Genomic DNA, 26,643 nt, shown 5'->3' on the forward strand with positions numbered 1-26,643 from the left:
ATTGTTAGATTTTTAGACTGTTAGACTGTTAGTCGTTTTTATAATGCCGTAACCGAGTACAGGAATAAATGGTTCAAACCACTCAGTGAACTATGATTATGATGGTTTATTATCGTTAGAGTTAATACTACAAAGACAGAGTAAGACAATTAAAACTACTAATGGCTCTATTTTGGTTACCTCGTTTCAAAAAGGATTATGGAATGGATTAAATGATATTAATAATCTAGCTGTTTCAGCACCCACTTCGTCAGGTAAATCATTTATAATAAAACAGTATCTATCAGAAACGTTTGCTACACAAGAATTTTACAAAGCACTTTATATTGTTCCCAGTCGCGCACTAATAAACCAAGTGAGTGAGGAGTTTAGAATTGAATTGAAAGGTACTAACACCTTAATTAGAACAGCATATATTGAGGATAATGACAAAGGAGATATTAATGATTCGAGAAAAGAGATTTTTAAAGAGAAAAAAATATTATATGTATTAACACCTGAGAGATGTATAAAATTATTGACAGCAGATTTGGAGGAAAAAATACCAATGGATTTTATTTTTATTGATGAAATACAAGGTGTAGAAAATGATCAAGGAAGAGGAGCTACGTTTGAAAATGTTTTCGAAGACCTTTCATCACAGTTTTTTAAAGCAAAATTGGTTACTGCTGGACCTCATATATTAAATCCTGAAAAAACATACCAAGAACTTTTTAGTAAAAAAGCTATTCCTTTCAAAACAAAACTTTCTCCAGTTATTCAGTTTAAGAAAATAATTAGATCAGATAGTAATGGTGATTTAGAAATTGAGGTTAGGGATAATATCAATAAACCATTGTTATTAAATATTCGAACTTCTTTCAATGCAGATTCTTTAATGAAGAATCAACGAAATGGTTCGATCTTGGAAAAGGTTGTAAACTTAATTGCTCCAAATAAATCAAATTTGATTTTTAGTAATAGAGGTGATTATGCAGAAAACTGGGCAATAGAATATCAAGAGTCTATTGGTAATATCGAGATTTCCAAACGAGTAAAGGAGCTTATTGATTTTTTAAAAGATGAGTTTAATAAAGATTATTATCTTATTGATTGCCTTGAAAGAGGTGTTGCGTTTCATCATGGGAAATTACCTGATATCATAAGAAAAGAAGTAGAGGAATTGTTTCAAGATAGAGAAATAAATAATCTTTTTTGTACTTCTACATTAATTGAGGGAGTTAACCTTCCTGCTAATAACCTTTTCATTATCATTCCAAAAAAAAATATTGCGAATTTGACAGATTTTGAGTTTGGCAATCTTATAGGTAGAGCAGGAAGACTAAGCGAGTCCCTTTATGGAACTATATATTTTATTGAGAAACCAGATTATAAGGGCAAAAGTGCGATTGAATATTTTGAAGCTGATTACGAAAAAGAGATAACAACATATTCTACTGAAAATATACCTGAATATGATTTTAAACATTTAAAGAGTAATATCAATGAAATAGAAATATTTAAGGAAGATGGTAAAAGAGATATTAAATCTATTTTAAAACAAAAACAGTTAACATTATTTATTCGAAATAAATACATTAAGAATGAAAACAGTATTAAAAATTACCTAATTAAAAAAGGCATTTCTAAATCTAATGTAGAAAATTATATTATTGATTTGAAAGAGACTTTATCAGATATTACAATACCTAAAAAAATTATATTTGAAAACCAATCTATAGATCCTATACTTCAAAATGAACTCTATCGAACAATTAAAAATGGGGAAATTGAAAATTGGGTAATTACACCAAATAGTATATTAGAAAAAAGAAGAAGAAAAGAAGACGCACTAGAGAAACCTAATAGTGAAAGACCATTTTTTTGGCAATTACTCACAATTTTTCAAGGGTTAGATGAGATATTTAATATAAGTCAAGAAGCATTTGAAAAATATAAAATCCGAAGTATAAATCCTACAGTCATGGCGATTCATGCAACAACTTGGCTACAAGGACTGAGCTATAAGCAGCTAATAGAAAATGATATACGCTTTTATTCAACAGATGAACGAGTTTCTGAGGAATATAAATTAGATCCTAGAGACAAAAAAGAGGTTAACAAACTTATAAATAAAGTAATTAAAATTAATTCATCAATTGTTACTTATTTGTTGGTTAAATATGTAAAATTATTAATAGACATCCTTGATATAATATTAACAGAAGAACAAAAGGAAAAATATAAAATCACAATGGGATTACCCACTGCTTTGGAATTAGGGACAAGAGATAAAAATGTTAAAAACCTAATCTCAAGCGGAATTTCGAGATCAGTAGCTATTAGTGTAGTTAAGAAATATAAAAATAGCACAACAGAAGCTTTTAGAGAAAACAACTCTGTTTTAGATTGGTTATCCACTGAAGACGAAATTGCTGGTTTAAAACCTATATATAACAGGTATTTAAAGAGAATTAAGTTGCTAAAAACCAATTAATAATAATAATTCTCAATATACCTAAGAGCCAATTCGTCTAAAGTAAACAGTGATACATTTATATTTAAATCTCATAAAACTTTATACCAAACCCCTAAAAAAATCAAAACCATTCCATTAATTTCGCACTTTACAAACATCGCCTAAATTTAAAAGCTTGCTAGAAAAAAAACCACAACTACCCCAAGAACAGATTACAGAAACAGAGTATTTTATTTATTGCTTAGAAGGAGTAGATGATGTAGACGATACCACGGTAACCGAAGCACAACACAACTTAGAGCAATTGGCCCTAAACTATGGCATAGCAAGTATATACAAAACCTGCGATACCATTGAAGGCCTGGAAGATAGCCTAAACGCACTGGTAGTAGAGGATCATTATTTTAAGGACTATGAAATCATTTATTTAGTGATGAGGGGAGAAGCCAATACCATTTGTTTAAATGACTACTACTATAGTTTACAAGAAATTGCAGAGCTTTTTGAAGGCCAATTAAACGGAAAGATTTTACATTTTTCAAATGCCAAACTTCTAGATTTAGACGAAGAAGAAGCACAATATTTTTTAGATATCACAGGAGCCAAAGCACTTTCTGGCTATGGACATGCCTATAATGGCATAGCTAGCTCAAAACTAGATGAGGCTTTCTTTAATCTATTTAAAGAAGATGATGATATGTTTGCTGTGGTAGAAGAATTGCACCAAAAACATTATAGCGCCTGCAAATTATTGGATTTTAGATTGTATTATTAAAGCCAATAACTTCTCATAGCTCACAACTCATAACTCACAACTCACAACTCACAACTCTTGGCTCTTGGTTCTTAATTCTAATCTTCACACTTCAATCTTGCAACTCCTACAACCCCTCAATCACAGCCTTAAGCTTCAAAGTAATCTCCTCAGCAATCCCTTTTAAATCGGCATTTTCCACCGCTTGCATAGACGCCATAGGATTCACAGCAGCCACTTCAATATCCCCAGAATCTAATTCCTGCACAATAACATTACAAGGCAGCATAGTCCCAATTTTATTCTCCGCTAATAAGGCTTTATGAGCATACGGAGGATTACAAGCTCCTAAGATTTTGTAATTATTAAAATTAACATCCAGCTTCTTTTTAAGCGTGGCTTTAATATCAATTTCCGTTAACACACCAAACTGTTCCGTTTTAAGTGCAGCAGTAACCTTTTCTACGGTATCGTTAAAATTACCTTTTAAGATTTTGCTAAAATAATAGTCCATAATACGTTAATTTTTAAGATGAATAAGGATTACAAATCATAAACCATAAGTTACAAAAAACCACTGTAACATACGAAGCATTAACGTGTTAAATAAGTCCTAAAAGCGATGATGTATCCACCAACCAAACCAACACAACAACAGCTTTAGAAATTAAGATTTACATTCTAATCCTTATTTTTGTAAAAACAGAACCCATTTTAATGTTCAAATACATTCAGAAACATGCCATTTTATTTATTTCTGTGGCCATCATTTTCAGCTGTAGCATACTGGTCTTTTTTGCTACCGAAACAAGTTATAACGTTATTGATAAAGCGTCACTATGGGTCCGCAATTATTTTGGGTATTTCTATCTCTACTTAGGGTTTGCATGTGTTTTAGCATTATTGGCGATAGCATGTTCGCGTTACGGAAATATCAAACTAGGCAAACCATCTGCCAAACCTGAATATTCCCTCTGGGCATGGACGGCCATGCTGTACAGTGCAGGTATGGGATCTGGCATTTTGTTGCGTGCCGTACAAGAGCCTGTTTTTATGCAACAGAATCCGCCTTATACATCTAATTTACCAGCAAATACCTTAGCATTAGAATTTACCTTTTACCAATGGGGATTAACAGCTTGGGCGTTTTATGGCCTTTTTGCCTTAATTATTGGTTATGGCTTATACATAAGAAAAAAGAAAGTGAGTATTAGCTCCACCATAGAGGATCATATAAAAAGTAATACGGCCAGAAATGCAGTAGATATTATCACCATCATTACAACCATTTTTGGCTTAATTGCAGCCATAGGCTTGGGAACAACCCAGATAAAAGGTGGTATTAATCATATAATGGGGGCTAACTTCGGATTAATCGCAACCATTTTACTTTGTATACTCATTTCTGCTGTAGCTTGTTATTCTGCTTGGCAAGGCGTAAACAAAGGAATTCAAATGTTTTCTAAATTAAATATCATAACCACTTTTGCTATCCTGATGTTTATATTTATCACTAGCGATATGAGTGCTATTTTAATGGCTTTTGCTACAGCGACGTTTTATTATATCATAGATTTTATACCAATGAGTCTGGCCATTGGAAATTACAATCCTGGAACGGAGTTTTTAACGGGGTGGACGTTCTATTATTGGGCATTCTGGTTGGCTTGGGCGCCTTTTACGGGCATTTTTATTGCACGTATTTCCAAAGGTCGTACCATACGACAATTGCTATTAGGAGTCTTAATTATTCCTTGCTTAGGAACCTTCTTTTGGTTTTCTGTGTTTGGCACCGCTGCTTTTAATTTAATTGACGAATGGGGAGTCTACAACAATGAATTCGGTAACGTATTTTCTTCCATATTTACCTTTTTTGAACACTATCCGTATGCCACCTTTTTAAACATAACATCGGTTCTCTTATTAATCAGTTTTTTAATCACTTCTGTAGATTCTGCCGTATTTGTTTTAAGTATGTTTACGGATAATGGCGCTAAAAACCCGAGTAAAACCCATCGTGTCATTTGGTCTATTTTCATTTTATTAGCCACAATAGCTTTAGTGTTATTAGGTAATGTAAAAGCAAATATTAATGTTTTAGAGGCCGTACAGCGACTGTTAATTATAACCTCATTACCATTTGCCTTTTTTATCATCATTATGTTTGGCTATTTTATGAAAGACCTTAGAAAAAGCAAGATCGAAGAAAACAAATAACACAAATAACGAGTAGTATGAGTCAGTAAGCCTCAACATTAAGATGAAATAGTTGCTCCATGATTATGATATTAGACCTATAAATTTAACAATCAACAAGTTAACAAATAACTTTCTAAACAAAAAAATCTTATACTGTCTTAATTCTTACCTCCAGGTTCTTGTATCTTGATTCTAAAAACCTTCCCACTTTACACACTTCACACTTTACACACTTCACACTTTACACACTTCACACTTTACACTGAACCCTGAACCCAATTCTAGAAATCCAAAAAATTCCGTATTTTACTACCTCTAAAAAGCTCAAAACCAAATGTCCAGACAAAAAGGCATCCTAAAACTCGTAGGCACCTTAAATGGAAAGTGCTTTTACCAACTCAATGGCCAATACATTGTACGCAAAGCCGTTGGGCCTTCAAGAGAGCGCATTAACAACGATCCAGCCTTTGTAAACATAAAACGCAACAACCAAGAGTTTGCAGCAGCATCACAATTATCTAAAGCCATCAGAAAAGGTTTAGCAGACAAAGCCAATCAATTCAAATACAACTATATGGCGAGTCGTTTAACTGGTTGTTGTCGTAAAATCATTCAAAAGGGGAGTGGTCCCTTAGGAGAAAGAGAGGCCAATCTATTCAATAGCCCTTCAGACCTCATAGGTTTTCAACTTAATAGTAACTTAGCGTTCCACCACTTACACAACTCAAATACGAAAGTTTCAGCCAATACACAACGGACTGTAATTACAATAAAGTGTCCACAAAGCACAGCAAACCAACATCATAAAGTTCCCCAAAAAGCCACACATTATCAGCTTTCAGCAGCCATCAGTTGTGTATCTAAATGGCAATGGCATGCCAAAATAAAAGCGTATAAACCCACACATCCAAAACATAACACCTTAGGTGGCATTGTACAAAGTCAACCATTGGAACTACATACAACACACCACAATATCAGTCTGCAGTGGCAGGCACCAACACCAAGTGGCATTCCAACAGATGTGGCCATTACAGTATGGTTAGGCATCGCATATCTAAAACAGCAACACCAAGCATACCAAGCATACCAAGTATACCAAACCCCACAAGCCATGCAATGTATAGCCATAATCTAAGCTCATAAAAATAAAAACAACGCTACATAATATTATGTAAAATAGAATACAGGCCAACTAACAACGCTTAAAGCCAGTAATAGCGTGGGCGCAATAGCAATCTGTTGTCATATCAAATATGAGGTTCACCCGTAGTTCCTTCGGGTGTCATTCGGGTATGCGTCGGGTGTGCTTCAGATAACACTCGGATAAGCTGTGTATCTAGTTAAAAACGAAATCAAAACAATATAAACGGTATAACAGATGTAAGACACTACAAGTTCAAAACATATTAGACCAAACAACAAATCCATTTTACTTGCTTTTTTTATCAAACTATAAAGACACCATAAAACATCTACAAGAAACTGAAGTGTAATAATTAGAATCACAACAAACCAAAAGTTTTAATCGTCCTGAGAATCGCGTAAAAAGAAATAAACCGTACAAATACTCAAATACGTAAAATATACCGCATAGACATAAACACCTATAATCAACTAAATATCCAAATCATCACTGTATAATTCTAAAATCTATTTTGTCCTATAATTTATATTATGTAAAATAGTATTTAAAACCATTAAAGCTGTCTTACTTCTAATAAAGTATCAAGTATAACTTATGTATTCTGGGAAATAAATAAAAATAAAGGCCTATACGATTCCTATAACTTATTTAGAAATCTTGCTCACATTTACAGCAACTGGTCCTTTATCACTTTTTTCAACATTAAACGAAACCTTATTACCTTGTTTAATTCTGGTTTTAAGATCAGACTTATGTACAAAGATTTCCTCGCCAGAATCTGTAATGGTTATAAAACCAAACCCCTTTGCATAGTTGAAAAATTTAACGGTGCCTTCTTGTTGAGCCGTTTCTTTATGAGATGAAAATAATTTCTTAAGTAGTTTTAACACAGTAATTGTTTTTATTCAAAATAAGCATGAATTAGGTTACTATTCGTATCCAATTATAATACCAATGCTTCTATGTGCGGCAAAACTAACCATTTTACAGCAATTATGACAGCTATTAGAAACAAAAATGCGTTTTATAAATGTTAAGGATTATAAAAACAACATCTATAAAGACAACAAATCCTAATCCTTGCCAGTTATGTAATCTCCTGAAACATAATCATCAGCATAGGCTTTGGTAAAATGTGCACCATATAATAAAATTAAACTCGAGTAAGATACCCAAAGCATAATAAGTATAATAGAACCTGCAGCTCCGTATGTAGATCCCGGTTCCATAGTATTAAAATAAAGGGCTAACAAATATTTACCTATGAGAAAAAACAACGTTGTTAGTGCAGCTCCTACTCTTACAGACGGCCATGATATCTTGGCTGAAGGTAAATATTTGAACATCGTAGCAAATAAAATATAAATGAATCCTACCGATACTAAAAAGTCAACTACAAACACATAATCAAAGAGATTATCTGGCAAAAACCGATTCAATTGCTTGCTAAACGTACTGAGTAATGACGTTAATATAAAACTCGTCAATAATAAAAACCCTAGTATCAGAATAAAACCAAAACTCTTTACACGACTCATTAAAGTTGCAACAACATCGTTTTTATAAGAGGGTTCTTGTTCCCAAATGCTATCTAAAGCAGACTGTAACTGAAAAAACACACCTGTAGAACCGTAAAGCAACGTACCAATACCTATAACAGTAGCAAAAACAGAGGTTTTCGCGCCACTTTGATTCGCAATCATAGTTCTAATTGCATCAGCAGCATCTGGACCAATAGCTCTCGAAATTTCACTAAGCAACTCCCCTTGTACAATATCTTCACCCCAAAAACTACCAACTACTTTTAAAATAATAATCACCAAAGCCGGTAAAGATAACACCGCATAATACGCCACAATAGCACTACGCTGAAACGGTGCACCATCAAACCATGATTTACCAGCAGCTACTAATAAACGTGGCAAATGTTGAATCTTAAAATTTTGTGTTTCACTCATGAAATCCAATGTCGTTAATTTTCACCTAATCCCTAATCCCTAACACCTAATCCCTACCTCCTAATCCCTGCGACCTACTACCTAAAATCAAGCCTCACCTCTAGCCGGATAATCCTTATCCAATACAAATTTGATGGCATTAATCACATCATCCAATCCTGGTCGTGCAAAAGGCATCGTCTGTATAGAAGCACAATACAACTCCTGATTTGGTCGTATAACAAACAATCCTGGTTCTATAAATGTATCAGGCTCATCCTTAATACCTTTAGATATAAACAATCCCCATTGACGTGCTTCTGCTATAGGAAACGCATAACCTAAAGGGACATCAGCAATAGCCCATTCCTTATAGGTTTGCTTTGCTTTGGCTTCAGTATCACTACTTACAGCGATAACCTTAACTCCCAAATCTTGAAATTTAGATAGTTTGCTCTGTAACGTTTCTAAGTATGTTTTACACACCGGACAGTGAAGACCTCTGTAAACAATAAGTAATGTAAAGGCTTCGGGCTGCTGTTTACTTAGCTCCCATTCTGCTCCATTAACTAAATTAATCTTTAAGTCTGGTGTTTGCTGTCTTGGTTTTAACATCTTGTATTTGTTTTTTAATATTCAACTTAATTTTTAAGCGTCTTAATGTTATAAAATTAGAAAGAACACTAACCATACATTACCGCATTTAATAATAATCTTAATGGTATCGAAAGAAACACTTAAAACAGAACGCTTATAACGTAAAAAAGCCCATCACATAGTGATGAGCTTCCATAATTTAGGTTAAGTAATATATATTAGATAACTTTTACATTTACTGCGTTTAAACCTTTTTTGCCTTCTGTAAGATCAAATTCTACGTCATCGCCTTCACGAATTTCATCGACTAATCCAGAAATGTGGACAAAATGTTCTTTGTTTGAACCTTCTTCGGTGATAAAACCAAAACCTTTAGCATCATTGAAGAATTTTACTGTTCCTTTACTCATTGTATTATATTTAATTTTAATAATTACTTAATAGCATTCAAATATGATGCCACAAATTAAATACTGTTAATTATCGGATTTATAAGCGATTAAAAACAGCTTACCGATAAAACCAATCCCTACAACAAACAAGTTTGAGTCCAAATAGCTTTGCACATACCTTTGCTGTAGATTTCCCTCTATCTATTAAATCTAAATATTATGGAAACAAAATTCTCTTTGTTTAACCAGATTAATAGTTTATGTTACTGGTTATTAGTATCAAGCGATTACAGAACTTCAGTAAAATTAGATGCAGAAAATGACACTTATAGTGTTTGTATAAAACATTGTGGTGTAGAACTATACTCCAATACCATTAAAGGGTTTAGCAAAAGAAACGCTAACTTCTTAGAACACGAATTAGATGGTATGGTCGTTGGTTTATTACATTTAAAACAAAATGTAGAACAGAAATCTGCTTAAGTGTAGTGCAAAAAATAACGTCAGTTAGAATGAAATCCTAAAAAGGAACCGCATTCAAACTGACGTCAATATATGTATTTAATTTCTGAGCTTATACTGCCGCTAATAGTTAACTAATTACCTAGCCAACTTACGAAGCGCGACCCATTGTTTTAGCATTTCTCTAGAATCTACAGCAGGATAACCTAATACCGTTTTCCCTGCAGCAACATCATTCATGACACCAGAGCCTGCTCCTACAGTAGCTCCTGAATGAATAGTAGTATGATCTTTTATAGAAGCCGAGCCTCCAATAATAACTCCATCTCCTAAGGTTACAGAACCCGCTAGTCCTGAGCTTCCTGCCATAATACAAGAACGTCCTAGCACACAGTTATGTGCTATTTGAACCAAATTATCAATCTTACATCCGTCACCAATAATCGTAGAACTAAATTTACCACGATCTACACAAGTATTGGCACCAATCTCAACAGCATTACCAATAACCACGTTTCCAATATGTGGAATCTTTACTAAGCCTCTACCATCATCACTCGGGCGATAACCAAAGCCATCAGCTCCAATACTCACATTATTATGAAAAATACAATAGCTGCCAATTACAGAACGCTCTCTAATCACAGTACCAGACCAAACTACAGTGTGATCTCCTATGGTCGTTTCATCTAAAATAGTCACGTTAGGATAAATGATAACATTACTTCCTAAAACCACATCTTTACCAATATAAGAACCAGCACCTACTTTAGTGCCTTCCCCTATTTTAGCAGACTTATCAATAGTGGCTGAAGGATGAATTTCGGTTTCAAAATGTGGAGGTTTTGGAGTAAACGTCTCTAACAATTTAGCCATGGCCAAATCGGCATTCTTAACTTTAATAAACACACGGTTCTCTCCAGGATCAATATCTATATTATCATTAACAATGGCTAAACTGGCTTTAGAAGTAGCCCATAAACCTGCAAACTTCCGATTACCAATAAAGGTTGCTTGGTTTTCGTTTGCTTTTTGAATTTGTTCTAATCCTTTTATTTTATTGGTGGTTTCACCTATAACTTCACCTTGTACAATGGCGTTTATATCTTCTATTGAAAATGATTTCATGAGTATTAAAATTGTGTGTTAATTAATTAATTAAAGACACAATATAATACTAAAATATGAAAGTGCTGTATTATGAATTTGAAGAGTTTTAAGAACTACACTTATTTAAAACAAACCTTTGGTCCTTATGCTTTTTGATAAAATTCCATCAAAAACTAAAACTTTTGGTTTTAGTTTAAAAGTTTAGTGAACTCTATTTTTTACATTGTAAGTTCTTTAAACGTAATTCCTAAAGCTTTTTGTATCTCTAATACCTTCTGCATTTCACCAGGAATAATTAAAGCAATAGACTGCCCTGTTTTACCTGCTCTTGCAGTTCTTCCACTTCGGTGCGTGTAATAATCTAAATGCTCTGGTAATTGATGATGCAATACAAAAGCGAGATTATTAACATCAATACCTCGTGCAGAAACATCTGTAGAAATTAAAACTTGTAAACTTTCGTTTTTAAAAGCACGCATCACTTTATCGCGCTCCTTTTGTTGCATATCACCTTCTAAGGCGCCAACAGCAAAACCTTCTTGCTGTAATTGATGTGCCAATGCTTGTGTTCCCGCTTTGGTTTTACAGAAAATAATGCCTCTTTCATCTTGACGCTTGTCTAAGATGCGAATAATCATATTCAACTTATCCTTAATACTCGTATTTATAAAATGATGAGAAATGTTTTCATTAACTAAAGCATTTTTATTCACTTCTATTTTAACTGCATCTGGAGACATATACGTTTTTACAATACGCTTAATTTCTTCTGGCATCGTTGCCGAAAACAACCACGTATTACGTTTAGACGTATTGAATTTAAGGATTTTAGTTAAATCTTCTTTAAAGCCCATGCTTAGCATTTCGTCAGCTTCATCTAAGACTAAAATCTTAACTTTAGAAATATCCACATCACCACGTTCTACTAAATCAAGCAAACGCCCTGGAGTTGCTACAACAATATGTGTGGTTCTTTTTAAGGCTTTAATTTGTTTGTCAATTTTTTCACCACCATAAACACCTTCAGCAAAAATCTTTTGGTCAATATATTTTGTAAATCTAAAAAGTTGCTTTTGTATTTGTTGTACTAATTCACGTGTTGGCGCAATAATTAAAGCTTGTACATCAGAGTTATTGGTATCAATAGCGTGTAACACAGGTAAGCCAAAGGCTGCTGTTTTACCCGTTCCGGTTTGTGCTAATCCTATTAAATCGGTTTTAGATTTTAATAAAATAGGAATTACGGTTTCTTGTATCTCTGTAGGATTTACAATATTAAGTTCTTTTAAACCTTTGATGTAATTCTTATGTATTCCTAATTCTGAAAATGATGCCATAGTCTTTTATTATGTTGCAAAGGTAATTTGTACTTTGGATAATCTGAAAATTTAAGTACAAAATTAAAATTTAGATAATGTTTGAAGTGTAATTACCAACTAATAGGTCGGTAGTCTTTTAAGAATTTACCAGACCAATGTTTACCTGTATTAATACCATCAAATAAAGGATCCAGTACACGTGCTGCACCATCAACAATATCTAAAGGTGGTTGAAAATCGTGTAATTCTTGTTTTCGTTTTGCTAATTCCGCAGGATCTTCGTCAGTTACCCAACCTGTATCCACAGCGTTCATATAGATACCTTCTTTAGCTAAACTACCAGCAGCGGTATGCGTTAACATATTTAAAGCAGCTTTGGCCATATTGGTATGTGGGTGACGGTCTTCTTTAAAAAAAGAATGAAACTTTCCTTCCATAGCTGAAACATTGATAATGTGTTTCTTACCTGTGTTCTCTTTCTTCATTACTTCAGATAGACGATTACACAAAACAAATGGTGCTACAGAATTGACAAGCTGTACTTCAATCATTTCTGTGGTTTCAATTTCACCTAGTTTTAATCTCCAACTGTTGGTTTTTCTTAAATCCACTTGTTGTAAATCGGCATCTAATTTTCCTTCTGGAAAGACTTCTTGAGCTACTAAAGTATTATCAAAACTATACGGAATCTGCGATAATTTAGCAGACGCTCTTAAACCAATACCTGGTTCTGGTCCATGCCAAGTTACTGGCATATTTTTATTAGAGGATGCTCCAGAAGTTAATTGTTGTAACTCTTGTAAACATTCGGTATGATCGTTTAGTAAATCGCGTGCAAACTTAGGTAACTCTTCTATTGGGCGTTCTTCGTTTGGCATTAAATGACTGTAAAAACCTGCTGGTCGCCTTACGGTCTGTGCTGCATTATTAATAAGAATATCTAGTTTTTCGTAGCGTTGTTCTATAAAGTTACAGAAAATTTCTACACTAGGAATATGTCTTAAATCAAGACCGTGAATCTTTAAACGATGTCCCCATTCTGTAAAGTCTTCTTCTTGAGAAAAACGCAAGGCAGAATCTACAGGAAAACGTGTGGTTGCAATAACTGTGGCACCACCACGTAATAACATTAATGTGATATGGTATCCAATTTTTAAACGCGACCCTGTAATGACAGCAACTTGACCTTTAACATCTGCCGTTTGAAAACGTTTGGCATAGTTAAAATCGCCACACTCTTCACACATGGTATCATAAAAATGATGTAACTTGGTGAAAAGGGTTTTACAAACGTAGCAGTTTCTTGGGGATTCTAATTCTAACTGTTCTTTAGCTTTTAAATCGGCTTCAGGTAACAATTTAGGGGCTACAAAAATATGTGCTTCTCTTGCACTTCTGATACCTGTTACTTTTCTAGCATTTTTATCTCTAGCCGCTTGCTTACGTTTTGCTGCTTTTTTGGCGTCTTTTTTACGTCGCGAAAATTCCTCTCTACTTGGACGTGATAATTGTCCTGATGCTTTGATTAAAGCCGTACGTTGGGCTTTAGGAATTTCAAAAATTTGATTTGTATTAGCAACTAATCGTTCTAATATAGAAATACAGTTTTCAATCTCATGGATTGAAATGTCTTCTTTTGTATCGGAATTTTCGTTGCTCATAACTATATTTTATACTAAGTCTACTCTTTTCTAAGCTTCCTGAAGCTCTTTTTTAGATTTTCTGTACAAATACGAATTGAAAATACTTCGCCTTGCAAAACGCATTTGTTTATCTGAATTTAAGAATTTAATAAAAACTCCTTTAGGAACACCAAAATACTCATAAGTGCTGCCATCTAAAAATGTAATTTCTAAAAGCTGTCCTTTATGCTGAAAATCTAAAATGCTAGAATCTGTAATAGTAGCCGTATATTCTTCAAGGTTTGCAGCTTTAGTTTCTGGCGCAATGCTCACTAAGAAATGATACCCATCAATGATTTCAACACTCTTTAATTCAGCTTCTTCCTGTCCGGCGTCACCATCTTGAAATTTATCTGGATGCCATTCTTTAACTAAGTTTCTATAGGTCTTTTTTAAATCTTTAAGATTAATTGAATCTTCTACAGAAAAAAGCTTTTTGTATTGATTAATACGTTTCATTTATAGTGTTTTAAAATAAGGCGCGAAATTACGCTATTTTATAACACAAAATCATTTTAATTCTGTTTATTATAAACCTTTAATCCTCAGGAGGAAATCCGTGGATTTCTTCAAATTTCTCATCAAAATTAGTTCTTAAATACGAGTTTAATTTCTTCTGATAATCGTCTTTTAACCATTTTAAGAAGTTATAAGTACTTCTACTAATACATTTGGCATAAGTTTCAATACGTTGATTGATATCGTCCTTTAATAGTTTCGCTAATGCCAAAGCATCGTAAACATCTTCACTATTTTCTATACAAATTTTAGCGTGTTGCTCTATAGAACGTTCAAGTACTACTTTTGAAGATTCTCCACTATCTACAGCATCTTTGTACGTTTGCTTAATATCAAAATAAGTCTCTTCAGACTTAGAGAATTCTTCTTTGATTTCATCGGATAAATCGTGTTTAAAGTTTGATTCAATCGCTTCATCATCCTTAATACGATCTGCATACCAGTTTGGCGACTTAAAGATTAATTGCCAATCTAAATCTGCACCCCAAGGTCCAAATCTATACAGGTTATTTCCTAAATCTATAGTTGTAAATTTCGATTTATTATTTAAAATACGAGAGCCACGACCAATCATTTGGTAATATAATGTCAAGGATTTGGTTGCTCTGTTTAAGATAATGGTATCAATAGTTGGCTCATCAAATCCCGTAGTTAAGATACTTACCGATGTTAATATAGCATCTGGAGTTTCATGAAACCATTGTAAAATTTGCTTACGTTGTTTCTTTGTCGCGGTGTTATCCAAATGCATAATTGGTAAATCTGCTTCTTTAAATGCATAATACACACTAATAGACGTGTTAATACCATTATTAAAGATTAAGGTCTTCTTCCCTAGCGAATGTTTTTTATACGCATCAATTAGTTTTTGCAACATTGCTGGACTAGAGTATAAATCTTCAGACGATTTTACGGTATAATCACCATTAGAACCCACTTCTAAAGACGTTAATCCCATATCGTATGCATAAGTCTCTGCTCTTGCCAAAAACTCATTTTCTATAAGATTCTCAATCGTTTCACCTGTAATAAGTTCATCGTAATTATCCTTCATTGGCAAATCCTTATTTGAACTTAAAGGTGTTGCAGTTACTCCTAAAATAAACGATTTTTCAAAAAACTTAAAAAGTTTGGTAAATGAATTGTAATGCGCCTCATCAATAATGACTAAGCCAACATCAGAAATATCTAACATGTCATCGTTTAGTCTATTATTTAAGGTTTCAACCATGGCCACAAAACAAGAATAGTCTGCTTGATCATCTAAATTTGCCTTACTATTGACCACTTTATTTGTCACACCAAAACCATCCAACATCTTAGACGTTTGGTTACAAAGTTCTACTCTGTGCGTCATAATCACAACTTTCTTTTTGTGATTTTTAAGGTATTGACGTACAATTTCAGAGAAAATTACTGTTTTTCCACCACCTGTTGGTAATTGGTATAACAAGTGATAATCTTCGCGCTCTGTGTCAAACTTTTCGAAAATTTGGCTTATGGCTCCTTGTTGGTAGTCGTATAATTCTTTATCGGTTTTTTTTTCTTGAACTGCTTGATTTGTTACAGACATAAATTTAGTTTCGGGTTAACTTTTTAGAAGTTGCAAATTTACAACACTTTGGTTCACAAAAAAAGTCTCAGAACAATAGATACCTATTCAATTTTATGAAAACGATCTTTTTGTTAGAAAAATTCGCAGGACTTTCAAAAATTTAATTTTCAAATAATATTTATTATATATTTACGTTTCCAAAGTTTGTTAGATTATTTGCCCTCTATGAAATACATTGTTTTCTGTATCACATTTTTCTACTGTACAATTCAAACATTCGCCCAAGAAGATTCAATTTCTAAGTCTTTAAAGATAGAATTACAAACAACTAAATTTAAACGGGTTGTTATTGAAGCTATTGAAATACCTCTAATAACAAAAAAAGCCGAAGTTGTAGATATTAAAGCTGAACATTGGGATACGACACTTTACAATCCTTATGCCAATACCTTTCAAGAGTTTCCACTTGAATTAAGTTTTACAGATAGCACTTATGCCTCTCCTGTTCCTCATAAAAAAGTCGTTACATCACGATATGGTTGGCGCAGAGGGCGACCTCACAAAGGAATTGATATTGATTTGGTAACTGGAGATACTGTAGTTACTATACTTGATGGTATTGTGCGTTTTGCAAAATATGCAAATGGGTTTGGAAATGTAATTGTTGTACGCCATTTTAATGGCTTAGAATCTACATACGCACACTTATCACACATTGGTGTTAAAGCTAACGATACAATTTATAAGGGTCAGTATATAGGCAAAGGTGGCAATACTGGAAACTCTAGAGGTAGTCATTTACACTTAGAACTCAGTTATAAAGGTGAATACATTCATCCGGAATACCTTTTAGATTTTTCATCTAAAAATGCCATCAGATCACAACACGTTTGGGTGACACAAAAATGGACGCATGCTAGGTTTCACAACTCAAGGCGTGTCAGTAAAGTAAAAGTTATTAAATCTGCCGATGAAGCTGCATTGGTTAGTTTAATTAAGACTCCAAAAGTGTATGTGGTAAAAAAAGGAGATACGCTTTATGGTATTTCGAGACGAAATAATATGTCTGTATCACAACTTTGCAAAACCAATTCCATTAAACAATCGTCTCCATTAAAAATTGGGCAAAAATTAGTTTTAGAACTCTAAAAAAATAGCCTTTTCATTTATAAATTTCTGTATTTTCGCACTCATTAAATTCATTTTAATTGAAAGTCTGTATTGCCGAAAAACCAAGTGTTGCTAGAGAAATTGCCTCTGTACTAGGAGCTACCACAAAACGTGATGGCTACTATGAAGGCAATGGCTATGCTGTGACATACACTTTTGGGCATCTTTGTACCTTATTTGAGCCTGCCGACTATAAACCTTATTGGAAAAGTTGGGATTTAAACAACTTACCTATGCTTCCTGAAAAGTTTGAGGTTAAGGTGGCTAACAATGATGGCATAAAAAAGCAATTCAAGATTGTAAAAAGTTTATTTGATAAAGCAGATGTTGTCATTAACTGTGGTGATGCTGGCCAAGAAGGAGAATTAATTCAACGTTGGGTAATTAATAAAGCTAACTATAAAGGAAAAGTAGAACGGTTATGGATTTCGTCGTTAACTACTGAAGCTATAAAAGAAGGATTTAAGAATTTAAAGCCTTCAGAAAATTATGATAACCTGTATTATGCTGGTTTTTCGCGTTCTATTGGAGATTGGCTTTTAGGTATTAATGCCACACGCTTATATACGGTAAAACATGGAGGTTATAAGCAAGTACTATCTGTTGGACGTGTGCAAACACCAACCTTGGCAATGCTTGTAAATCGGTTTAAGGAAATTGAAAACTTTGTACCACAACCGTATTGGGAATTACAAACACTATATAGAGACACCCTTTTTAGTTATGAAGAAGGCCGTTTTCTTAAAATGGAAGATGGTGAAATTTTAGCTAATAAAGTCAAAGAACACGAGTTTGAGATTGTATCCACCACTAAAAAGAAAGGGACAGAATACGCACCAAAACTGTTTGATTTAACAGGATTGCAAGTTTATTGTAATACGAAATTTGGATTTTCGGCAGACGATACGCTTAAAATAGCTCAGAAATTATATGAAAAAAAAGCGGTGACCTACCCTAGAGTTGATACCACTTTTTTACCTGATGATGTATATCCTAAAGTAAAAAACATATTATCTAAACTAACTGATTATTCGACTCTTATAACACCTCTTTTAAATAAAAAAATAAAGAAATCTTCTCGTGTTTTTAATGATAAGAAAGTAACAGATCACCATGCTATTATTCCAACCGGAATGCAAACCCATTTGCAATACAATGAGCAACAAGTTTACGACATTATTGTAAAGCGTTTTATAGCTGTTTTTTATGACGATTGTAAAGTATCAAACACTACAGTTATAGGAAAAGCGGCTGATGTTAATTTTAAAACCACAGGAAAAGAAATTTTATCTAAAGGATGGCGTGTTGTTTTTGAGTCTGAAAAGTCCAACAAAAAAGAGGATGCCTTACTGCCTACTTTTGTAAAAGGTGAAAAAGGACCTCATGAACCTTCATTTATAGAGAAACAGACAAAAGCACCAAATCAATATACAGAAGCGACTCTCCTACGAGCAATGGAAACCGCAGGAAAGCAAGTTGAAGATGAAGAGCTTAGAGATTTAATGAAAGAAAATGGTATTGGACGTCCATCTACACGAGCCAATATTATTGAAACACTGTTTAGACGGAAATATATAAAGCGAAATAAAAAACAAATATTACCTACGGTAACAGGAATTCAACTTATTGATACAATTCAGAATGAATTGCTTAAATCTGCCGAACTTACGGGTTCTTGGGAAAAGCAATTAAAAGATATAGAAAAAGGTGAGTTTAGCGCAAGTGCTTTTATTAGGGGAATGAAACGCATGGTTGATGCCCTGGTTTATGAAGTCCGAAGTGAAAAGGTACAAACTCGAATTTCGGCGGTAAATAATAAACCTGTAGGAAAACCAAAATCGAAAGCAAAAACGAAATCAAAGTCCCAATCGTTAGTTGGTAATTCTTGTCCTAAATGTAAAACGGGTTCTTTATTAAAAGGGAAATCGGCTTATGGCTGTAACCTTTATGGTAAATCTTGCGATTTTACCTTACCATTTCGATTTGGTGACAAGAAAATTTCTGAAAAACAATTTATTAGATTATTAACTAAAGGATCTACTGTAAACTTAAAAGGCTTTAAAATTGAAGGCAGTTCTCAGGAAGGTTTATTACGCTTTGATACTGATTTTAAATTAAAATTTGAACCAAAGCAAACCGTAAAAAAATCAACAATTAAAACCGGTGATGTTTGTCCTAAGTGTAAAACAGGGAAAATACTACAAGGCAAAACAGCTTTTGGTTGTAGTAATTATAAGGTAGGTTGTGATTTTAGAGTTAATTTTTAATTCATCTTACAGGAACATAAAAGTCCTCTTCAGAATCCGGACTTCCATTTTTATACTTTTCGCCCATAATTTGAAAATGTGGTCTATTATCAATTGTGTATCCAGAATGTGGTAACCATTTCTTCATGATTTGCTCATAGGTTTTAGAAGCATCCATGCCTTTATGAAGACACAATGCGTACGCACCTTTAGGAATTGTAAACGACTTCATACCTTCTGGTATGTGATCTAAATTTTTAACTTCAACACAAGCCCAAATATCAAATGGTTTTTCTATAGTATTAAAATCATTATAAACTTGTAACGCTATAAATTCGTTATTCAACCTATTATGAATTTCTCTATGTCTTGGCATAAAACGTTTCCATAAGGCAACAATATTACCAAACTCATTATGATGCATAGCGCTTTTTATTCCAACGACTATTTTGCTTTCAATTGTTATTATTTGTGGATGCATAAAAAAGAAATATAAAAAAACCATCATAAGTATTAATTATGATGGTTCTACATATGATATTTAAGGTATACTATTTAACTAGTTTTACTCTAACGGCATTCATACCACGTTGTCCTTTCTCTAACTCGAAAGTAACCTTGTCGTTTTCTGCAATTTCATCAATAATACCACTGACGTGTGTAAAGTGCTTTTCGTTAGTTTCTGTATCTATAATAAAACCAAAACCTTTTGAACTGTCGTAGAAAGAAACTTTCCCGTTTCTGATTGGATCAAACGGATCTTCGTCAGATTCTTCTTTTGTAGGAATACCTATAACAATATTTTTTGCTTTTACTTTAACCTTCATAGAAGGATCTGGAGGTGTATCTGTAAGGTTTCCGTTATGATCTACATAAGCCAAAGGGATACCACCTGTTCCGTGTTCTTCTTTTTCGAGTTTACGCGCTTCCATTTTCTTACGCTTATCCTCTCTCTTTTTTAATCTCTTTTTTTCTTTTTCGCTTTTACTAAAAGTTTGTTGTGATTTAGCCATTCGTTGTTTTAAAAATTAATATGTGTGTGCTTATGAAAATATTGCTAATGCAGACAAGTTAATTAACTTAACAATGAATCGTATTAAAATCTAGTAAAATAACTTAAGAAAAAAGTTACTTGTGTAGTATATTTTCAATAAACTAGTTGCAAAGATACAATTTATATCCTTTCAATCTTTCCTGTTTGAGTAATATTATTAACACCAGACTTTAAGGTTAAAAATGCATTGCCATTTGCTTTAATTATAATGTGAAACTTGTCTTCTTCAACATTAAACTCAATCACAATTTGCTGTGCATCATCATTAAAAGATGTTTTATAATTTGTGATTTTATTCTTTGAGGTATCTGTTAAAAATGTGTAAGTACCTAATGAGCTTAGTGTTCCGCTAATATTATCAGACTCAATTTTTAGCGTATTAGAATCTGCTTCTAACCTTTGTCTTTCTTTATTGTTATAAACAACTAAACCTACAAATTGATATTGTTGTGCTTTAATAGCTGTTTTAGAGCTGTGATATGTTGAAGCAAATATTTCCTTTTGACTTGGTTTTGATTGCGCACTTGTAATGGTTGTTGCAGAAAAACATAGAAGTAAGGCTAAATAAATAATTTTTTTCATGATTATTTTAGGTCTAAAATTAAATTAATTCGTTCGATACCATCTCTATAATGGTATTTGGTTTCTGTGTTTACATTAGTTTTTGAAGCTGAAGTAAGCATACGCTTTACTATATTTAACTCACCTCTAACCAGAGCTCTAACATCAGACTGATTAACATTGTAATACTGTCTGCTGCGATTTGAATCTAAATCTTTGGTCATTAAATTTGCCATAGTATCTAAATACACACGCTGCAAGTTACGTCTAAAAACTGAAACATTCAATCCTGAATCTACTTCAGACCATATTCCTGAACGTAAATCTCTTAACATTTCTAAAGCCGAATAGCTATTAGCATCCATTGCATTATGATGTATTAGCCTTCCTAAACGTTCAAAATGCAATAAATTATTTAAATGTCTAGACTGTAAACTTCTTATGCGATCTGTATAACCAGCATAATTTATATTCTGAAGTATGGACTTATCAATTAGCCATGTTGGAGTTTCAAATGCGTTTTTATGCAACCATTGTATTGCCGACTTTTGATATGTTTTAGATACAGGATTATAAACCATGCCTCCTTGTGACGGATTTTTAGTTTCTTCTACTACTCCACCAACATGTGTAACCACATGACCAATATATCGACTCCATACGCTAAGCATTTCACCATAAAGCTCTTCTAAGTCTTCATAATTATCTGTTTGATCACTTGTCCAACTTGGTAAATTTTTAGCGACTATTTTTAAATTTTTAAGTCCATATGTACTCGCCTTAATACTATTGTTTCCTATATCTTCCGTTTGTGCTGTAGGATCATAACTACCGCGACCTCCAAATTTGTAAATAGGATTACCTGCCTTTTCCATCACCCAACCATTTAATATGGCTTTTTCATCGTCTGCAGATTTTGCTCCGTCAATATATCTATACCCATAATTAATTGCGTATTCATCGTAAGGTCCTAACTGTCTTACAAATCTTATATTTTCGTCACCAGGTTGCGCTATATAATTATATCGAGCATAATCCATAATGGTTGCTGCAATACCATATTTTTGCGTAAACGCACCATCTCTATAACTTTCTACATCATAGGCGTAACTTGCACTCATATTATGTGGTAAACCCAAAGTATGACCAACCTCATGAGCAATAACCATTTTCATCATTTCACCAATTTCTTCATCTGGAGTATTTAAGGTTCTTGCTAATGGATTTGCTGCACCAGTTTCTAATAAGTAACGGTTACGGTACGAACGTAAATGGTTATGATACCAAATAATATCACTTTCAATAATCTCACCACTTCTTGGATCTGAGACGCTTGGTCCTGTGGCATTTCTTGTAGTACTCGCTACATATCTTACTACAGAATATCTAATATCTTCAGGACTAAAATCCGGATCTTCTTCTTTAGTCGGTGGATCTTTTGCAATAATTGCATTTTTAAATCCAGCAGCTTCAAAAGCTTTTTGCCAAAGCTCTATACCTTCTTTCATATACGACCTAAACTTCATTGGAGTTGCTGGGTCTAAATAATAAACAATAGGTTTTACAGGTTCAACTAACTCTCCTCTATTATAAGCTTCAATATCTTTAGGGATTAATTTCCAACGTCTTAAATAAGTTTTTCTATCCGATTTTAATTCTTCGCTACTGTAGTCGTATTTACTTAAAGTAAACCAACCTACACGATCATCATAAAGTCGTGGTTGCATTGGCGTTTCTGGCAAAAGAATCATAGATTGATTCATTTGTATACTAATTGTTTCATCTCCTGTATTTACTGGAGGGTTTGAAGCGTTATAGGTAAAATCTTGTATAACTTCTATATTTTCCGGGAAGCTCTTAACCGAATTGATAAAACTTCTTGATTTATCTAAATTCTTAACTTTGTAAGTCGATCTTAATCTTGACGATAATCCACTAATGGCTTTCACATCTGATCCATAAAAGCTGGTTACATCTATAACTACAGCAGAAGAATCTTTAGAAAACGCAGCAATGTCAAAAGCATATAAGGTGGGCTCGTAATTATTAGACTTTACAGATACGTTAATAGGTAAACTATCTGCAGCAACAGCGCTAGATGATTTTTCTTTAATGAGAATTTTATCTTTAAAACGCTCCCAATTAATCATACGTGTATTGGTTTTTGTCCCAGCATTTACATAACCACCACCTAAGTTTGAAGGTAATTTAGAAAAACGACTTACCAACAACATATCTGTATTTAAATATGCCATTGGGATTTCAAAATAGTACTTCTCTCCCACTAAATACACATCAAATAGCCCTTCATCTGAAATGGCTTCTTTTGTAATGACTTTATCGTAATCTTTTATTTTTTCATTACTTTTTTTAGATGGTTGTGTTTTTACCTGTGCTGTGTTGTTTTTTGTTTTTTTCTTGCTTGCCGTTTGCGCTGTTGCACAGGACAATATAGATGAATGAACAGAGTGTTAGTGTTAGAGTTTTTCTCATGAATTAAAATGCTAATAGATTAAAGATATTGCTAAATATAAATAATAGAATTTTAGTTTTACCAAATTTCTTAAAAGCTGTTAAAATCTTCTCTTATTACTTAATTCTAAAGTATTTTTGCACAAAATTTAATATCATGCTAAAATTATTGCCTGTCTTTAGAATTGTGGCTTTACTAGAAGGTGTTTCCTATATCTTATTATTGTTTATTGCTACTCCAATAAAGTATTTATATGAAGACCCACAATATGTGAAATTATTAGGAATGCCACACGGTATTTTATTTATGGCTTATGTTGTAATAGCCGTTTTAATTAGCTCAGACATGAAATGGCCAACAAGAACACTTTGGATTATTTTATTGGCTTCTATTATTCCTTTTGGAACTTTTTATATTGAAAAAAAATACTTAAACAAGTCTAAACGTGCTTAATATTAAACACATCTTATACGATATTTTAATAGAAAATGGCTTATCTGAAGATACTGCAATGTATCTTAATATGCTTGGACTTCTCCTGGCTCTTTTAATTTTAGCCTTTATTGTTGATTATATTACCAAACGTCTACTTTGGCGGTTCTCGGCAAGTGTAGCTAAACGCACTAAAACAGATTTCGACAATATACTTATTACCAATAAGTTACCTAGAAATGTAGCACATATAATTCCTTTATTAATTTTAATTGAATTTGTACCTCAGGTATTTTCGGATTTTGAAACTGCAAATAATATAATTGAAAAAACCTTGGTAATTATTACCATTGTATTAACACTTCAAATTATAAGAAGTTTTTTAAGTTCTATTAAAGATTACCTTAAAACATTACCTAATTACAAAGACAAGCCTATTGACAGTTATGTACAAGTCTTTATGATTTTTGCTTGGCTTCTTGGCTTATTTTCAATTTTAGCCATTATAACAGGTGTCTCTTTTATTAAATTTGCGACGACATTAGGTGCTGCTTCTGCTGTTATAATCTTAATTTTTAAAGATACCATTTTAGGTTTTGTAGCCAGCATCCAAGTCTCTATAAACGATATGGTAAGGATTGGAGATTGGATTACCTTTGAGAAATATGGTGCTGATGGTGATGTTATTGAAATTAACTTAGCCACTGTAAAAGTTCAAAACTGGGATAAAACAATAACAACAATTCCTACTTATGCTTTAATTTCAGATTCGTTTAAGAACTGGAGAGGTATGATGGATTCTGGCGGACGACGAATTAAACGCTCAGTGATTATAAAGACCTCTACCATTAACTTTTTATCTGCTGAAGACATTGAACGTTTTAGCAAGATTCAATTGGTTTCAGAGTATTTAAAAACACGTTCTACAGAAATAAATACTTATAATGCACAACACAATATAGATAAGTCTGTTTTAATTAACGGACGAAACCTAACCAACTTTGGTGTGTTTAGAAAATACCTTCAAACGTATATTGAAAACCATTCTGCCATAAATAAAGATATGACATTAATGGTGCGTCAACTAGAACCCACTTCACAAGGATTTCCGTTGGAAATCTATGCCTTTAGCAGTGATCAACGATGGAAAAATTATGAGTATATATTAGGTGATATCTTTGACCATGTCCTCGCATCTGTAAACTATTTTGATTTAGAAATTTACGAGCTGTCTTTGGGTAACAAAAGTTAAGAACAGATTTATAATCTATCTTTAACATACTCCACTTGTGTTTTGCCATGTGGTGCAGGTTTTCCGTCGGCTCCCAAATTAACCATAACAATATTATCTACGGTTAGTATGGTTTCTCTGGTCATTTTATTTCTGGCTTCGCATTTTAATGTTAGCGATGTTTTACCAAATTTTAGTACTTCAATTCCTAGTTCTACAATATCTCCTTGTACCGCAGAACTCATAAAGTTGATTTCAGATATAAATTTAGTAACAATTTTTGAATTTTCGAACTGAATGATGGTATAAAGCGCAGCTTCTTCATCTATCCATGCTAAAAGTTGTCCTCCAAATAAAGAACCATTAGGATTTAAATCTTCGGGTTTCACCCATTTTCTTGTATGAAATCTCATATTTTTATTGTTGTTATTAGCCATCTTAATATGTTTTATAAAAGTTTTTGTTGTCTATCTGAATCGTCGTTTGGGATTTTTAAATGAGTCCCTAATTCGGCATTTAATTGTTTTATCAAATAAGCAGAAAGTAATGGTGATTCTTTTTCGATATTTTGATGTACAAAAAAGTCTATTTCTTCAATGCCATTAGCTTTCCATAGTTTTAAGCGTTCTACCCAATCATCTAACCTTGCGTAATCACTTTGATGATTAGCTCCAACATAACGTACAAAAGCTCTAGAGTTGGTTAAACGCATATGCATAATATCGCGTCTGCCAGCACTATCTACTATAATATTTGAAATATTATTTGCTTCTAAAAGTTGATATAAATCTTCGGCTACGGCTTTGTCGTTATACCAATTGGTATGTCTAAACTCCATAGCTAATGGAATTTCTTTTGGCCAACTCTCTGCAAAATTTACAACACGATTAAAGTCTTTTGGTGCAAAATTGTTATGCATTTGAAGAAACACACAACCCAACTTTTCTTTCAAATTTACGGCACTGTAGAGGTAATTGTCTACAATAGGCGTAATAGCGTCACTCAACCGTTTCCAATGGCTAATTTCTTGGTTTAGCTTTGGAAAGAACTTAAAATTATCAGGCGTCTTATCGTACCATTTTGCAAATTGCTCTGGAGGAAATATTCTATAAAATGTAGCGTTGAGTTCAATAGAATTAAACTGACGCGAGTAATATTCTAATTCGTCTTTAGTACCTCTAGGATAAAATCCTTTTAGATCTGCTTTATTCCATTTTGCACAACCAACAAAGACATTACACCTTTCTGATGGTTTGTTCTGCAACACTTTTAAAGTATCTGGATGATCTGCTGGTAAAGTAAAATCTATATCGCTTGGATTATCGACACTTCCGAATTTCATGAA

Annotated in this window: 25 protein-coding genes; 9 read left to right on the top strand and 16 right to left on the bottom strand. The window is 33.1% G+C overall.

Annotated elements, in window-relative coordinates:
- Nucleotides 1-85: 85 nt before the first annotated feature.
- Nucleotides 86-2,476, top strand: coding sequence for a DEAD/DEAH box helicase (locus KO504_RS07280; protein WP_215925669.1), 2,391 nt, complete (start codon nucleotides 86-88; stop codon nucleotides 2,474-2,476).
- A 157-nt stretch (nucleotides 2,477-2,633) separates the two neighbouring features.
- Nucleotides 2,634-3,233, top strand: a complete 600-nt coding sequence (locus tag KO504_RS07285) for a DUF6642 family protein (RefSeq protein WP_215925670.1) — start codon at nucleotides 2,634-2,636, stop codon at nucleotides 3,231-3,233.
- Nucleotides 3,234-3,339: 106 nt separating this feature from the next.
- Here the strand turns inward: KO504_RS07285 and KO504_RS07290 are convergent, their stop codons facing one another.
- Nucleotides 3,340-3,726 (bottom strand): DUF302 domain-containing protein, encoded by a 387-nt coding sequence (locus tag KO504_RS07290; protein ID WP_215925671.1) that lies wholly within the window; start codon nucleotides 3,724-3,726, stop codon nucleotides 3,340-3,342.
- Between the two features lie 203 nt (nucleotides 3,727-3,929).
- On the opposite strand from KO504_RS07290, the gene KO504_RS07295 reads away from it, so the two are divergent.
- Both KO504_RS07295 and KO504_RS07300 read left to right on the top strand, forming a co-directional pair.
- Nucleotides 3,930-5,429, top strand: coding sequence for a BCCT family transporter (locus tag KO504_RS07295; protein ID WP_215925672.1), 1,500 nt, complete (start codon nucleotides 3,930-3,932; stop codon nucleotides 5,427-5,429).
- Nucleotides 5,430-5,745: 316 nt separating this feature from the next.
- Nucleotides 5,746-6,549: a hypothetical protein gene (locus KO504_RS07300; protein ID WP_215925673.1), complete on the top strand. Its 804-nt coding sequence runs from the start codon at nucleotides 5,746-5,748 to the stop codon at nucleotides 6,547-6,549.
- Nucleotides 6,550-7,202: 653 nt separating this feature from the next.
- On the opposite strand, the gene KO504_RS07305 is transcribed toward KO504_RS07300, so the two are convergent.
- From KO504_RS07305 to KO504_RS07320, 4 genes are all read right to left on the bottom strand, one after another.
- Entirely contained in the window at nucleotides 7,203-7,448 is a 246-nt protein-coding gene (locus tag KO504_RS07305; RefSeq protein ID WP_354667389.1) for a cold-shock protein, read from the bottom strand.
- Between the two features lie 183 nt (nucleotides 7,449-7,631).
- Complete coding sequence (locus tag KO504_RS07310) at nucleotides 7,632-8,516, bottom strand: YihY/virulence factor BrkB family protein (protein WP_215925674.1); 885 nt, start codon at nucleotides 8,514-8,516, stop codon at nucleotides 7,632-7,634.
- A gap of 87 nt (nucleotides 8,517-8,603) precedes the next feature.
- A complete protein-coding gene (locus tag KO504_RS07315; protein WP_215925675.1) occupies nucleotides 8,604-9,110 on the bottom strand; it encodes a redoxin domain-containing protein in 507 nt (168 codons plus the stop codon).
- Nucleotides 9,111-9,310: 200 nt separating this feature from the next.
- Nucleotides 9,311-9,502 (bottom strand): cold-shock protein, encoded by a 192-nt coding sequence (locus tag KO504_RS07320; RefSeq protein ID WP_215925676.1) that lies wholly within the window; start codon nucleotides 9,500-9,502, stop codon nucleotides 9,311-9,313.
- 201 nt (nucleotides 9,503-9,703) lie between these two features.
- Between KO504_RS07320 and KO504_RS07325 the strand changes: the two genes are divergently transcribed.
- Nucleotides 9,704-9,967, top strand: coding sequence for a hypothetical protein (locus tag KO504_RS07325; protein WP_215925677.1), 264 nt, complete (start codon nucleotides 9,704-9,706; stop codon nucleotides 9,965-9,967).
- A gap of 117 nt (nucleotides 9,968-10,084) precedes the next feature.
- Here the strand turns inward: KO504_RS07325 and lpxD are convergent, their stop codons facing one another.
- The 5 genes from lpxD to KO504_RS07350 all read right to left on the bottom strand — a co-directional run bounded on the left by lpxD (nucleotide 10,085) and on the right by KO504_RS07350 (nucleotide 16,149).
- Nucleotides 10,085-11,074, bottom strand: coding sequence for a UDP-3-O-(3-hydroxymyristoyl)glucosamine N-acyltransferase (gene lpxD, locus KO504_RS07330; RefSeq protein WP_215925678.1), 990 nt, complete (start codon nucleotides 11,072-11,074; stop codon nucleotides 10,085-10,087).
- Nucleotides 11,075-11,274: 200 nt separating this feature from the next.
- Nucleotides 11,275-12,393, bottom strand: a complete 1,119-nt coding sequence (locus KO504_RS07335; protein ID WP_215925679.1) for a DEAD/DEAH box helicase — start codon at nucleotides 12,391-12,393, stop codon at nucleotides 11,275-11,277.
- Between the two features lie 92 nt (nucleotides 12,394-12,485).
- A complete protein-coding gene (locus KO504_RS07340) occupies nucleotides 12,486-14,036 on the bottom strand; it encodes an SDR family NAD(P)-dependent oxidoreductase (RefSeq protein WP_215925680.1) in 1,551 nt (516 codons plus the stop codon).
- A 30-nt stretch (nucleotides 14,037-14,066) separates the two neighbouring features.
- Nucleotides 14,067-14,516, bottom strand: a complete 450-nt coding sequence (locus KO504_RS07345) for a KTSC domain-containing protein (protein WP_215925681.1) — start codon at nucleotides 14,514-14,516, stop codon at nucleotides 14,067-14,069.
- Nucleotides 14,517-14,595: 79 nt separating this feature from the next.
- Nucleotides 14,596-16,149, bottom strand: a complete 1,554-nt coding sequence (locus KO504_RS07350; RefSeq protein ID WP_215925682.1) for a DEAD/DEAH box helicase — start codon at nucleotides 16,147-16,149, stop codon at nucleotides 14,596-14,598.
- 207 nt (nucleotides 16,150-16,356) lie between these two features.
- Here KO504_RS07350 and KO504_RS07355 point away from each other — a divergent pair, with 207 nt between their 5' ends.
- Both KO504_RS07355 and KO504_RS07360 read left to right on the top strand, forming a co-directional pair.
- Nucleotides 16,357-17,280: a M23 family metallopeptidase gene (locus tag KO504_RS07355; protein WP_215925683.1), complete on the top strand. Its 924-nt coding sequence runs from the start codon at nucleotides 16,357-16,359 to the stop codon at nucleotides 17,278-17,280.
- Nucleotides 17,281-17,339: 59 nt separating this feature from the next.
- Entirely contained in the window at nucleotides 17,340-19,568 is a 2,229-nt protein-coding gene (locus KO504_RS07360) for a type IA DNA topoisomerase (protein ID WP_215925684.1), read from the top strand.
- A gap of 1 nt (nucleotide 19,569) precedes the next feature.
- Here KO504_RS07360 and KO504_RS07365 read toward each other — a convergent pair whose 3' ends face one another.
- The 4 genes from KO504_RS07365 to KO504_RS07380 form a co-directional block, all read right to left on the bottom strand.
- Nucleotides 19,570-20,028 carry a GyrI-like domain-containing protein gene (locus KO504_RS07365; RefSeq protein ID WP_215925685.1) on the bottom strand — a complete coding sequence of 153 codons (459 nt, stop codon included), beginning with the start codon at nucleotides 20,026-20,028 and terminating at the stop codon, nucleotides 19,570-19,572.
- A gap of 70 nt (nucleotides 20,029-20,098) precedes the next feature.
- A complete protein-coding gene (locus KO504_RS17325) occupies nucleotides 20,099-20,560 on the bottom strand; it encodes a cold-shock protein (RefSeq protein ID WP_252723640.1) in 462 nt (153 codons plus the stop codon).
- Between the two features lie 161 nt (nucleotides 20,561-20,721).
- On the bottom strand, nucleotides 20,722-21,183 hold the full coding sequence (locus KO504_RS07375) for a hypothetical protein (RefSeq protein ID WP_215925686.1): 462 nt from the start codon (nucleotides 21,181-21,183) through the stop codon (nucleotides 20,722-20,724).
- A 2-nt stretch (nucleotides 21,184-21,185) separates the two neighbouring features.
- Nucleotides 21,186-23,612 carry a zinc-dependent metalloprotease gene (locus KO504_RS07380; RefSeq protein ID WP_252723641.1) on the bottom strand — a complete coding sequence of 809 codons (2,427 nt, stop codon included), beginning with the start codon at nucleotides 23,610-23,612 and terminating at the stop codon, nucleotides 21,186-21,188.
- A 179-nt stretch (nucleotides 23,613-23,791) separates the two neighbouring features.
- On the opposite strand from KO504_RS07380, the gene KO504_RS07385 reads away from it, so the two are divergent.
- Both KO504_RS07385 and KO504_RS07390 read left to right on the top strand, forming a co-directional pair.
- Entirely contained in the window at nucleotides 23,792-24,088 is a 297-nt protein-coding gene (locus tag KO504_RS07385; protein ID WP_215925687.1) for a DUF3817 domain-containing protein, read from the top strand.
- Complete coding sequence (locus KO504_RS07390; protein WP_215925688.1) at nucleotides 24,081-25,319, top strand: mechanosensitive ion channel family protein; 1,239 nt, start codon at nucleotides 24,081-24,083, stop codon at nucleotides 25,317-25,319. Before KO504_RS07385 ends, KO504_RS07390 begins: the two co-directional genes overlap by 8 nt.
- Nucleotides 25,320-25,327: 8 nt before the next feature.
- Here KO504_RS07390 and KO504_RS07395 read toward each other — a convergent pair whose 3' ends face one another.
- The gene (locus KO504_RS07395) at nucleotides 25,328-25,711 is read right to left on the bottom strand and encodes an acyl-CoA thioesterase (protein ID WP_215926074.1); all 384 of its coding nucleotides are present in this window, start codon (nucleotides 25,709-25,711) and stop codon (nucleotides 25,328-25,330) included.
- A gap of 35 nt (nucleotides 25,712-25,746) precedes the next feature.
- Nucleotides 25,747-26,640, bottom strand: a complete 894-nt coding sequence (locus KO504_RS07400; protein ID WP_215925689.1) for a DUF72 domain-containing protein — start codon at nucleotides 26,638-26,640, stop codon at nucleotides 25,747-25,749.
- Nucleotides 26,641-26,643: the final 3 nt, after the last annotated feature.

The sequence above is a fragment of the Winogradskyella psychrotolerans genome (genome assembly GCF_018860565.1).
In the GTDB taxonomy this organism is placed as follows: domain Bacteria; phylum Bacteroidota; class Bacteroidia; order Flavobacteriales; family Flavobacteriaceae; genus Winogradskyella; species Winogradskyella damuponensis.